Here is an 11,478-nt window from a genome sequence, read left to right as displayed (position 1 = left end):
CCTCACATACGGGTGGTGCAGGGTGCGGGGTGCCGCGCCCACATACGAGTGTGCGCGACACCGCCGCAAAAAGGGACTACGGAACTACTGGCCCAGACCGGGGTACAGCGGGTGCTTGTCGGCCAGGGCCGTGACCCGGGCCTTCAGGGCGGCCGCGTCGGCCTCCCCGAAGGGGGAAGGCGCCTTCAGCGTCTCGGCGATCACGTTCGCGACCTCGGCGAAGTCCTCGGCCGTGAAGCCGCGGGTGGCGAGGGCGGGCGTGCCGATACGCAGGCCCGACGTGACCATCGGCGGGCGCGGGTCGTTGGGGACCGCGTTGCGGTTGACCGTGATGCCGACCTCGTGGAGGCGGTCCTCGGCCTGCTGCCCGTCCAGCTCGGAATCGCGCAGGTCGACCAGGACCAGGTGCACGTCGGTGCCGCCCGACAGGACGTTCACGCCGGCCTCGCGGGCGTCGGCCGCCGTCAGCCGCTCGGCGAGGATCTGCGCGCCCTCGACCGTACGGCGCTGGCGCTCCTTGAAGTCCTCGCTCGCCGCGACCTTGAAGGAGACCGCCTTGGCCGCGATCACGTGCTCCAGGGGGCCGCCCTGGAAGCCCGGGAAGACGGACGAGTTCAGCTTCTTCGCGAAGTCCTTCTTGGCGAGGATGATGCCGCCGCGCGGGCCGCCCAGCGTCTTGTGGGTGGTGGAGGTGACGACGTCCGCGTACTCGACCGGGTTCGGGTGCAGCCCGGCCGCGACCAGACCGGCGAAGTGCGCCATGTCGACCCACAGGTACGCCTCGACCTCGTCGGCGATCCGGCGGAACTCGGCGAAGTCCAGCCGGCGCGGGTACGCCGACCAGCCCGCGATGATCACCTTCGGGCGGTGCTCCTTGGCGAGCCGCTCGACCTCGGCCATGTCGACCAGGCCGGCCTCGTCCACGTGGTACGCGACCACATTGAACTGCTTGCCGGAGAAGTTCAGCCGCATCCCGTGGGTGAGGTGGCCGCCGTGGGCCAGGTCCAGACCGAGGATGGTGTCGCCGGGCTTGGCCAGCGCGAAGAGCGCGGCCTGGTTGGCGGAGGCGCCCGAGTGCGGCTGGACGTTGGCGTACTCGGCGCCGAACAGGTCCTTGACCCGGTCGATGGCGATCTGCTCGGTGACGTCGACATGCTCGCAGCCGCCGTAGTAGCGGCGGCCCGGGTAGCCCTCGGCGTACTTGTTGGTGAGGACCGAGCCCTGCGCCTCCATGACCGCGACCGGAGCGAAGTTCTCCGAGGCGATCATCTCGAGCGTGGACTGCTGGCGGTGCAGTTCGGCGTCGACCGCGGCTGCCACGTCCGGGTCGAGTTCGTGCAGGGGCGTGTTCAGAATCGACATACGGCTACGACTCCTCAGCCGGCGATGTGGGCGTCGTACTCGTCGGCGGAGAGCAGGTCGGCCGGCTCCTCCGTGACGCGTACCTTGAACAGCCAGCCGCCCTCGAAGGGGGCGGAGTTGACCAGCGACGGGTCGTCGACCACGTCCTCGTTGATCGCGGTGACCTCGCCGGAGACGGGGGAGTACAGGTCGCTGACCGACTTGGTGGACTCCAGCTCACCGCAGGTCTCGCCCGCGGCCACCGTGTCACCGACCGCCGGAAGCTGGACGAAGACGACATCGCCGAGCGCGTTGGCCGCGTGCTCCGTGATGCCGATCGTCGCCACGCCGCTCTCGGCGGCCGACAGCCACTCGTGCTCCTTGCTGTACCGCAGGTGCTGGGGGTTGCTCATGGCCTGAATTCTCCTGTACGCGGGGGAGTGCTGATGACGGGGGACTGCGGAAGGCGCAGATGGGCAGGGTGAGGCGCCCGGTGATGTGCCCGGCATCACAGCCGGGGCGGGCGCCGGACCGGGGCCCGGGCCCTCGACGCCCGGGGCCCTGCCGGTTCAGTCTCTACTTCTGGCGCTTGTAGAAGGGGAGTGCCACGACCTCGTACGGCTCGTGGGTGCCCCGGATGTCCACGCCCACGCCCGCCGTGCCCGGCGCCGAGTGCGCCGCGTCGACGTACGCCATGGCGATGGGCTTGCCCAGCGTGGGGGAGGGGGCGCCCGAGGTGACCTCGCCGATCGTCTCGCCGCCGGCGACGACGGCGTACCCGGCGCGCGGGACGCGGCGGCCCTCGGCGACCAGGCCGACCAGGACGCGCGGCGGGTTCGACTCGGCGCGGGACGCGGCCTCGGTGAGCGCCTCGCGCCCCACGAAGTCGCCCTCCTTCTCGAACTTCACCACCCGGCCGAGCCCGGCGTCGAACGGGGTCAGCGAGGTGGTCAGCTCGTGCCCGTACAGCGGCATACCCGCCTCCAGGCGCAGGGTGTCGCGGCAGGACAGGCCGCAGGCGACCAGGCCGACGCCCTCGCCGGCCTTGGTCAGCGCCTGCCACAGCTCGACGGCGTGTTCGGGCTTCACGAACAGCTCGAAGCCGTCCTCGCCGGTGTAGCCGGTGCGCGCGATCAGCGCGGGGACACCGGCGACGGTGCCGGGCAGACCGGCGTAGTACTTGAGGCCGTCGAGGTCGGCGTCGGTCAGTGACTTGAGGATGCCGGGGGACTCGGGGCCCTGGACGGCGATCAGCGCGTAGGCGTCGCGGTCGTCGCGGACCTCGGCGTCGAAGCCCGCGGCACGCTCGGTCAGCGCGTCCAGCACGACCTGGGCGTTGGAGGCGTTGGCCACGACCATGTACTCGGTCTCGCCGAGCCGGTAGACGATCAGGTCGTCCAGGATGCCGCCGTCGGCCCGGCAGATCATCGTGTAGCGGGCACGGCCCACACCGACGGAGGCGATGTTGCCGACCAGGGCGTAGTTCAGCAGCTGCGCCGCTTGCGGGCCGGTGACGGTGATCTCGCCCATGTGGGAGAGGTCGAACAGACCGGCCTTCGTGCGGACGGCGATGTGCTCGTCGCGCTCGGAGCCGTAGCGCAGGGGCATGTCCCAGCCGGCGAAGTCGGTCATCGTCGCGCCCAGCGAGCGATGCAGCGCGTCGAGCGCGGTGTGGCGGAGCTGATGGGATTCGGTGCTGCTCATCGGTCGTTCTCCCAGGGCATGACAGGCAAGGTCGTTCCTCCCCATCTGTCATCGGAACCTGAGAGGTTCGCCATGATCCCCGGAGGGCACGGCTTGCACCTTGGGTGGAGCCGCTGACGCAGCGGCCCGCTTTTCAGATGTGCCTCGCCCGCGCGGTAACGGTGCCTGAGAGATTCAAGGGAGGGACTTGCTCCTTCGGCGCCCTGGCGCGGCGCCTCGGGGAAGCGCCGCCGGGGACTCTCCCGCGCGGATTCAAACGGCCGGTATGCAGTTGGCGGCCACATCATTACACGCCGCGTGGCCGAACGGCAGGCCGGATCCGTAACCGGTCTGTGGCAGTTCCGGCACGAAAACACGAAGCGCCGGGCATTACCTTCTCTTTACACTTGGCGGGCAGGGGACCCCAGACCCCCAGGGGAGGGACGATCACGGTGAACAGGACCACGGTGTACGCCACGACGACGGGGATCACGCTGTCGAAGCGGTCCGCGGCCCCGGCCCGCGAGCGCCGCGGACCGGGCCCGGCGCCGGTCGTCCGGGACCTGCGCGACCGCGCCGGCCGGAGCCCGTACGGCCTGCTCTTCGGGCCTGCCGACCTGGTGGTGGTCACCGGCCTGCCCGGCAGCGGCAAGTCCACGCTGATGACCCGCGCGGTCCGGGCGACGCGCATCGACTCCCAGGACACCCGTGACCGCTGGGACGCCCGCATGCCCCGCCTCCTCCCCTACGCCGTCTACCGCCCCCTGGTCCGCCTCGCCCACTACGCCGGACTGCGCCGCGCCCTGCGCTCCGGCGAGGGCGTCGTCGTCCACGACTGCGGCACCCAGGCCTGGGTGCGCGACTGGCTGGCCCGAGCGGCCCGCCGCCGGGGCGGCACCCTGCACCTGGTGCTCCTCGACGTGCCCCCGGACGCGGCGCGGGAGGGCCAACGCGCGCGCGGCCGCAGCGTCTCCCGCTACGCCTTCCTGCGCCACCGCAGGGCCGTCACCCGCCTTCTGCGCGCGGTGGAGCAGGGCGACCTTCCCGAGGGCTGCGGTTCGGCGGTGCTCCTGGACCGCGACGCGGGCGACGTGCTGCGGCGCATCGCCTTCACGGACCGGGACGACCGGCGGGCATGCGCATTCACCCGTTAGCCTTTCAGCCACACCAGTGGTTCCCAGCAGGCGGTAGAGGCAGATGGACTTCCCGGCGGACATTCCCGCGGACTTCCCGGCACAGGCACACCCGCATCCGCACGGCGGATGGCCCGGCAACGAACTCGAGGAGGTCCTGTCGGCGTCCCTCGGTGTCCCGGCGGCCGGCGGCCGGATCGTCGAGGTGCTGGGCCGCAGCTTCGTCTGGGTTCCGCTGCCGGGCGGCGGCGGCCCGCACAGCGGCCCGCTCGACCTGCCCACGATGGACATCGACGGCCAGGTGTTCGTCCCGGTCTTCAGCTCCGAGGAGCAGTTCCGCCAGGTGGCCGGCTCCCACATGTCGTACACCATCGCGCCCGCCGTGGAGTTCGCCCGCGGCCTGCCGCCGCAGGTGGGCATGGCCATCAATCCGGACGGCGTGGTCGGCATCCCGCTGCCGCCCGACGCGGTGGCCGAACTCGGCCGAGGGGGCCGCAGCGAGCTCGACGGCCCCACCGGCGGCGCCCGGGTACGCCTCTTCGAGCCGGACTGGCAGGAGGAGCCGGTCGACTTCCTGTCCGCCGCCTCGGCCGAGTTCGCCGAGACGGGCGTGGTCGTCACGGCCCGCCGCTGCCTGGCCGCGATCGAGACGGCCGACCCGGTGATGTTCATCGGCGTGGAACTCTCCCAGTGGGAGGGCGACTTGCGGGAACGCCCGCTCGACGCCCTGGGCAGGGCACTGGCCAAGGCCCCGGCGCCGTGGCCGGTCAACCTGGTCCTCCTGGACGTGGCCCAGGACCCGGTGGGGGAGTGGATGAAGGCCAAGGTCAGGCCCTTCTACCAGCACGGCCACTGACAACTGACCGCAGAGCAGCCGACCCAGGGGCGCGGGGAACTGCGCGACCAGCCACGACGGACCCGCACCCGCCGACGCGCAGTCAGCCCCCGCCTCGGAGGCGGCCGCTGTCGGCGAAGCCACTTAAGCTGGTTTCATATCGTGGGCGACTTTTCGAGGGGCGGTACAACAGGTGAGCCCGAGCGGCAGCGACACCGCGACCGGACAGGTCGAGCACATGCTGCGCCAGGTGACGCCGGGGCGTTACGACGCCTACGAGGCGCTCCTCCGCGCGCTCGCGACCCCCTCGTCCGGCCAGATCTGGATGCTCCTCTGGCACGGCCAGGCCGGCTCCCCCGACGCCCAGTACGGGAACATGGAGATCGACGGCCACGGCTACGCCCCCTGTGTCACCTCGGCCCAGGAGCTCTCCGCCAGCGGCTGGAACCGGTCGTACGAGGTGGTCGACGGGCTCGACGTCGCCCGCACGCTCTACCCGGACCACTACGGCATCTGGCTCAACCCGCACACCCCCGGCGGCGGCGTCGGCATCCCCTGGCTCGACCTGCGGCGCATCGCCACGGGCCTGGACCGCCAGCCCGCAGGACCCCTGAGCATCTCCGAACCCGGCGTCGAGATCCCCCAGTTCTACGCCCTGCTCGCGCAGAACGCCCACCGCACGCCCGCGATCCGCTCGCTGCGCCGCGCCTGGGTGCAGCCGGCCCTCGGGACGCCGTACCTCGCCATCGGCCTGGACGTGTACGACACGTCGCCGGCCGCCGTCGACTCGGTGCGCGCGATGATGCAGCAGTCCGTCGTCGCCGTCCCGGACGGGCTGCCGGTGTCGACCGTCGCGATGACCGACGAGTACGACCCGGTCGTCCTGTGGATGCGCTCGGGCGGCACCCGCCCCTTTTACGACCGCGAAGCCCACGCCGCCCAGCCGCCGGCCCCCGCCGCCGGTTACGGCTACCCGCCCGTGCAGGGCGGTTACTGACCCGCGGCCCCACCGCCCAACCGGTTCCGCACGCCGCGGTGTTCGGTTTTGCGTACCGGTTCACCCGGCTGACCCGTTTCTGCGCGCGTAGAGAAGCGGTTCTTCGCTCCTTACGGCACACAATCGCCGTTTTGTCCCAACTTCCCCGCGTCCGAGGGCCGTTACCTCCTGTTCGGATAACGGAATCCCCAGCGCTGCATCACGGTTGCGCATACTTTCGCCGTCTGGTCTGGCAACAGATCGCCATAGCGTTGAAGACTCCCGCACCAGGGGTTCTCGCCCCTGTTGAACGACGGACTGATCATGCCGCTACCGCGGCAAGTGTGGGCCGGTAACCGCCGGTTGAGAGGGGTCCCAGCCAGATGACGGCACCATTGCACGAGCCGACCGCGGAAGCGGTCTCGAGTGCGGCCGAGGAAGCGGCGGTTGCCAGCGCCGGTGCGAAGGCTGTACAGGGACGCTCCCTGGGCCGGATCGCCTGGGAGCGCCTCAAGCGGGACAAGCTCGCTCTCACGGGCGGCCTCGTGGTGCTCGCGCTCATCGCGATCGCCCTGCTCGCGCCCGTGATCGCGAGCCTCGTCGGGCAGGATCCCGACGTTTATCACGAGAGCCTGATCGACCCGCTGTTCGGCACTCCCAAGGGGGCGCTGGGCGGCATCAGCGGCGACCATCTGCTGGGCATCGAGCCGGTCAACGGCCGCGACATCTTCGCCCGCATCCTGTACGGCGCCCAGATCTCGCTGCTGGTCGGCTTCCTCTCCGCGGTGGTCGCCGTGATCCTGGGCACCGTCCTCGGCATTCTGGCCGGCTTCTTCGGTGGCTGGATCGACTCGGTGATCAGCCGGGTCATGGACGGGCTGCTGGCCTTCCCGCAGCTGCTGTTCATCATCGCCCTGGTCTCCGTCATGCCGAACAACATGCTGGGGCTGACCGGCACGAACGTGCGTGTCTTCGTGATGATCCTGGTCATCGGCTTCTTCGGCTGGCCCTACATCGGACGTGTGGTGCGCGGCCAGACGCTGTCTCTGCGCGAGCGGGAGTACGTCGAGGCGGCCCGATCGCTCGGCGCCGGGCGGTTCTACATCCTGTTCAAGGAACTGCTGCCCAATCTCGTCGCGCCCATCATCGTCTACACGACGATGATGATCCCCACCAACATCCTCACCGAGGCGGCACTCAGCTTCCTGGGCGTGGGCGTCAAGCCGCCCACGGCCTCCTGGGGGCAGATGCTTTCGAGCGCGATCGACTACTACGACTCGGACCCCATGTACATGGTGGTCCCGGGCATGGCGATCTTCATCACCGTTCTCGCCTTCAACCTCTTCGGCGACGGCGTGCGGGACGCGCTGGATCCGAAGGGCTCTCGCTGAACTGCCGTACACCAAGCGACCCGTGCCTCGTACACGGGATCTCTCATCACAACCGGAGGATCCGAGATCGTGACTACCCAACGCACCTCAGGGCGGCAGAAGCGGGCCGTGGCCGCTACCGCCGTGGTCGCTGCGCTGCTGACCACAGCGGCGTGCGGCGGCGGCAAGGGCGATGACAAGGGCTCGGCGACCGGCGCTGCCGGCTTCGACGCCGCGAACAACAAGGTCGCCCAAGCCTCGCAGGCCAAGAAGGGCGGAACGCTGAAGTTCGGCAGCGCCCAGGACGCCGACTCGTGGGACACCACGCGTGGCTACTACGGCTTCATGTGGAACTTCTCGCGCTACTACAGCCGCCAGCTCGTCACGGGCAAGACGGAGCCCGGCAAGGCCGGCGCCGAGCTGACCCCGGACCTCGCCACCGGACTCGCCAAGGTCTCCGACGGCGGCAAGACCTACACGTACACGCTGCGCGACGGGATCACCTGGGAGGACGGCAAGCCGATCACCTCCAAGGACGTCAAGTACGGCATCGAGCGCGTGTGGGCGCAGGACGTGCTGTCCGGCGGTCCGACGTACCTGAAGGACTTCCTCGACCCCAAGAACGAGTACAAGGGTCCCTACAAGGACAAGTCCAAGGACAAGCTGGGCCTGAAGTCGATCGAGACGCCCGACGACAAGACGATCGTCTTCCACCTGCCGAAGGCCAACTCGGACTTCGAGGACGTGCTCGCGCTGACCTCGGCGTCCCCGGTCCGTCAGGACAAGGACACCAAGTCCAAGTACGGCCTGCACCCCTTCTCCTCCGGCCCGTACAAGTTCCAGTCGTACAGCCCGGGCAAGGACCTCACCCTGGTCCGCAACTCGGCCTGGAAGCAGTCCTCGGACCCCGTGCGCAAGGCGTACCCGGACAAGGTCACGATCAAGTTCTTCACGAACGCCAACGACCTGGACCAGCGCCTGATCAGCGGTGACCTGGACGTGGACCTCGCCCAGACCGGCATGTCGCCGCAGGGTCGCACCGAGGCCCTGAAGCAGCACAAGGCCAACCTGGACAACCCGGTCTCCGGCTACGTCCGCTACGCGGTCTTCCCGCAGACCGTGAAGCCGCTCGACAACATCCACTGCCGCCAGGCCTTGATCTACGGCGCCGACCACGTGTCGCTGCAGACCGCGCGCGGTGGCCCGGTCGCCGGTGGCGACATCGGCACCAACATGCTGCCGCCGTCCGTCCCGGGCGCCGAGGGCCAGAAGTACGACCCGTTCGGGATCGCCGGCGCGAACAAGAGCGGCAACGTCGCCAAGGCCAAGGAAGAGCTGAAGGCCTGCGGCAAGCCCAGCGGCTTCAAGACCACCATCGCCGTCCGCAACAACAAGCCGGTCGAGGTGGCCACCGCCCAGTCCCTGCAGGCGTCGCTGAAGAAGATCGGCGTCAACGTCGACATCGAGCAGTTCGACGGCTCGCAGACCACGGGCATCATCGGCAGCCCGTCGAACGTCAAGAAGAAGAACTACGGCATCATCATCATGGGTTGGGGCCCGGACTTCCCGTCCGTCCAGGGCTACGGTCTGCCGCTGTGGGACAGCAAGTACATCCTGCAGAGCGGTAACAACAACTACGCGATGATCCACGACAAGGCGATCGACGGTCTGTTCGACGACTACGTCAAGACGCTGGACGACGCGGGCAAGACCAAGATCGCCACGGAGATCAACCACAAGGTCATGGAGGGCGGCTACTACCTGCCCTTCACCTTCGAGAAGTTCATCAACTGGCGCTCGAGCAACCTCGCGAACGTCTACACGACCGACGGTTACAGCGGCATGTACGACTTCGTCAACCTCGGCCTGAAGAACACGAAGTAACCCTGGCACACCCGCCGTACGGCACGAAAGGCAGGTGAAGGCCGGCGACGCGTGATCGCGGGCCACCGGAGGTCCCCCACCGCCCAAAAGGCGTGGGAGGTGCCCCCACCGGTGGCCCGCGGTCCGCGGCGGGCCGAGAGCTGTGCTCGCTTACCTCATCAGGCGGCTGTTCGCCGCCGTAGTGATGCTCGTGGTCATCATCATGGTGGTCTTCGGCATCTTCTTCCTCGTCCCCAAGTGGGCAGGCGTCGACGTCGCCACGAGCTTCGTGGGCAAGCAGGCCGACCCCGCGGCCGTCGAGGCCGTGCGCGTGAAGCTGGGCCTGAACGACCCGATCTACGCCCAGGTCTGGGAGTTCTTCAAGGGCATCTTCATGGGCCGCACCTACGCGGCCGGCGGTGACGTCACCCACTGCGCCGCGCCGTGTTTCGGCTACTCCTTCCGCAGTGAGCAGGCCGTGTGGCCGGTGCTCACCGACCGCTTCCCGGTGACCCTGGCCCTCGCGCTCGGCGCCGCCGTGCTGTGGCTGGTCTTCGGTGTCGCGGCGGGCGTCCTCTCCGCGCTGAAGCGGGGCAGCTTCTGGGACCGCGGCGCGATGGTCGTCGCCCTGGGCGGCGTCTCCCTCCCCATCTACTTCACCGGTCTGCTCTCACTCGCGATCTTCTCCTACGGACTGGGCTGGATCGACGCCGAGTACGTGCCGTTCGCACAGAGCGTCGGCGGCTGGTTCGGCGGCATGATCCTGCCGTGGATCACCCTGGCGTTCCTGTACGCGGCGATGTACGCCCGGATCACCCGGGCCACCATGCTGGAGATCCTCGGTGAGGACTACATCCGCACCGCCCGAGCCAAGGGCCTCAAGGAGCAGGCCGTCATCGGCAAGCACGCCATGCGCTCGACGATGACCCCCATCCTGACCATGCTCGGTATGGACCTCGGCGCCCTCATCGGCGGCGCGATCCTGACCGAGACCACGTTCAGCCTGCCCGGCCTCGGCCAGGCGGTGCTCAACGGCATCAAGAACCAGGACCTGCCCATCATCCTGGGCGTCACCCTGATCACCTCCCTCGCGGTGCTCGTCGCCAACCTGGTGGTGGACGTCCTGTACGCCGTGATCGACCCCCGAGTGAGGCTCGCATGACCGAGCTCAGCAACACCGGAGCGGCAGTGGGCGAGCCCGCGAGCTCCTCGTCGCCCCCGAGCGCCTTCCTGGAAGTGCGTGACCTGAAGGTGCACTTCCCCACCGACGACGGCCTGGTCAAGTCCGTCGACGGGCTCGACTTCAAGCTGGAGAAGGGCAAGACGCTCGGCATCGTGGGCGAGTCGGGCTCCGGCAAGTCGGTGACGTCGCTCGGCATCATGGGCCTGCACACCGCCGGCCAGTACGGCAAGCGCAAGGCGCGGATCTCGGGCGAGATCTGGCTGGACGGCACCGAACTGCTGGGCGCCGACCCCGACCACGTGCGCAAGCTGCGCGGCCGCCAGATGGCGATGATCTTCCAGGATCCGCTGTCGGCGCTGCATCCGTACTACACGATCGGCGCGCAGATCGTGGAGGCGTACCGCATCCACCACAACGTCGACAAGAAGACCGCCCGCAAGCGGGCGATCGAGATGCTCGACCGCGTGGGTATTCCGCAGCCGGACAAGCGCGTCGACAGCTACCCGCACGAGTTCTCCGGCGGTATGCGCCAGCGTGCGATGATCGCGATGTCGCTGGTCAACAACCCCGAGCTGCTCATCGCGGACGAGCCGACCACCGCCCTGGACGTGACCGTCCAGGCGCAGATCCTCGACCTCATCCGCGATCTGCAGAAGGAGTTCGGCTCCGCGGTCATCATCATCACTCACGACCTGGGCGTCGTGGCCGAGCTGGCCGACGACATCCTGGTCATGTACGGCGGCCGCTGCGTCGAGCGGGGACCGGCCGAGAAGGTGTTCTACGAGCCCCGGCACCCCTACACGTGGGGTCTGCTCGGCTCGATGCCGCGACTGGACCGTGAGCAGCAGGAGCGCCTGATCCCGGTCAAGGGTTCTCCGCCTTCCCTGATCAACATCCCGTCCGGCTGTGCCTTCAACCCGCGCTGCCCGTACGCCGACATCCCGAAGGACGACGTCACCCGCACGGTCCGCCCCGAGCTGACCGAGGTCGGCAGCCGGCACTGGGCCGCCTGCCACATGTCGCAGGAGCAGCGGGAGCGTATCTGGACCGAAGAGATTGCGCCGAAGCTGTGAGCGAGAACTCCAAGGACGCGG

The 11,478-nt window shown here is 69.2% G+C and carries 10 protein-coding genes and 1 riboswitch; of the genes, 7 read left to right on the top strand and 3 right to left on the bottom strand.

Annotation, left to right across the window (positions count from 1 at the left end):
* Window positions 1–84: 84 nt before the first annotated feature.
* From glyA to gcvT, 3 genes are all read right to left on the bottom strand, one after another.
* On the bottom strand, window positions 85–1,362 hold the full coding sequence (gene glyA / locus ABZ910_RS08660; RefSeq protein ID WP_361360958.1) for a serine hydroxymethyltransferase: 1,278 nt from the start codon (window positions 1,360–1,362) through the stop codon (window positions 85–87).
* A gap of 14 nt (window positions 1,363–1,376) precedes the next feature.
* A complete protein-coding gene (gene gcvH, locus ABZ910_RS08655) occupies window positions 1,377–1,754 on the bottom strand; it encodes a glycine cleavage system protein GcvH (RefSeq protein ID WP_361360956.1) in 378 nt (125 codons plus the stop codon).
* 163 nt (window positions 1,755–1,917) lie between these two features.
* Window positions 1,918–3,045 carry a glycine cleavage system aminomethyltransferase GcvT gene (gene gcvT / locus ABZ910_RS08650; RefSeq protein ID WP_361360954.1) on the bottom strand — a complete coding sequence of 376 codons (1,128 nt, stop codon included), beginning with the start codon at window positions 3,043–3,045 and terminating at the stop codon, window positions 1,918–1,920.
* A 143-nt stretch (window positions 3,046–3,188) separates the two neighbouring features.
* Window positions 3,189–3,300, bottom strand: a riboswitch (glycine riboswitch).
* 176 nt (window positions 3,301–3,476) lie between these two features.
* Between gcvT and ABZ910_RS08645 the strand changes: the two genes are divergently transcribed.
* The 7 genes from ABZ910_RS08645 to ABZ910_RS08615 all read left to right on the top strand — a co-directional run bounded on the left by ABZ910_RS08645 (window position 3,477) and on the right by ABZ910_RS08615 (window position 11,457).
* A complete protein-coding gene (locus ABZ910_RS08645) occupies window positions 3,477–4,178 on the top strand; it encodes an AAA family ATPase (RefSeq protein WP_361360952.1) in 702 nt (233 codons plus the stop codon).
* Window positions 4,179–4,221: 43 nt separating this feature from the next.
* Window positions 4,222–5,013, top strand: a complete 792-nt coding sequence (locus tag ABZ910_RS08640) for an enhanced serine sensitivity protein SseB (protein WP_361360950.1) — start codon at window positions 4,222–4,224, stop codon at window positions 5,011–5,013.
* Between the two features lie 172 nt (window positions 5,014–5,185).
* Complete coding sequence (locus ABZ910_RS08635) at window positions 5,186–5,989, top strand: enhanced serine sensitivity protein SseB C-terminal domain-containing protein (RefSeq protein WP_361360948.1); 804 nt, start codon at window positions 5,186–5,188, stop codon at window positions 5,987–5,989.
* A 362-nt stretch (window positions 5,990–6,351) separates the two neighbouring features.
* Window positions 6,352–7,359: an ABC transporter permease gene (locus ABZ910_RS08630; protein WP_361360946.1), complete on the top strand. Its 1,008-nt coding sequence runs from the start codon at window positions 6,352–6,354 to the stop codon at window positions 7,357–7,359.
* 69 nt (window positions 7,360–7,428) lie between these two features.
* Complete coding sequence (locus ABZ910_RS08625; RefSeq protein WP_361360944.1) at window positions 7,429–9,222, top strand: ABC transporter substrate-binding protein; 1,794 nt, start codon at window positions 7,429–7,431, stop codon at window positions 9,220–9,222.
* A gap of 142 nt (window positions 9,223–9,364) precedes the next feature.
* Entirely contained in the window at window positions 9,365–10,363 is a 999-nt protein-coding gene (locus ABZ910_RS08620) for an ABC transporter permease (protein ID WP_361360942.1), read from the top strand.
* Window positions 10,360–11,457 carry an ABC transporter ATP-binding protein gene (locus ABZ910_RS08615; RefSeq protein ID WP_361360940.1) on the top strand — a complete coding sequence of 366 codons (1,098 nt, stop codon included), beginning with the start codon at window positions 10,360–10,362 and terminating at the stop codon, window positions 11,455–11,457. Before ABZ910_RS08620 ends, ABZ910_RS08615 begins: the two co-directional genes overlap by 4 nt.
* Window positions 11,458–11,478: the final 21 nt, after the last annotated feature.

It is taken from the genome of Streptomyces sp. NPDC046805 (assembly GCF_040645355.1).
Lineage (GTDB): Bacteria > Actinomycetota > Actinomycetes > Streptomycetales > Streptomycetaceae > Streptomyces.
Note: the sequence above shows the minus strand (reverse complement) of the source record. Positions and strands in the feature narration are given on the sequence as shown.

Coding starts and splice junctions, on each gene's coding strand:
- glyA (WP_361360958.1), bottom strand. CDS start 1,362: ATGTCGATTCTGAACACGCCCCTGCACGAACTCGACCCGGACGTGGCA.
- gcvH (WP_361360956.1), bottom strand. CDS start 1,754: ATGAGCAACCCCCAGCACCTGCGGTACAGCAAGGAGCACGAGTGGCTG.
- gcvT (WP_361360954.1), bottom strand. CDS start 3,045: ATGAGCAGCACCGAATCCCATCAGCTCCGCCACACCGCGCTCGACGCG.
- ABZ910_RS08640 (WP_361360950.1), top strand. CDS start 4,222: ATGGACTTCCCGGCGGACATTCCCGCGGACTTCCCGGCACAGGCACAC.
- ABZ910_RS08630 (WP_361360946.1), top strand. CDS start 6,352: ATGACGGCACCATTGCACGAGCCGACCGCGGAAGCGGTCTCGAGTGCG.
- ABZ910_RS08615 (WP_361360940.1), top strand. CDS start 10,360: ATGACCGAGCTCAGCAACACCGGAGCGGCAGTGGGCGAGCCCGCGAGC.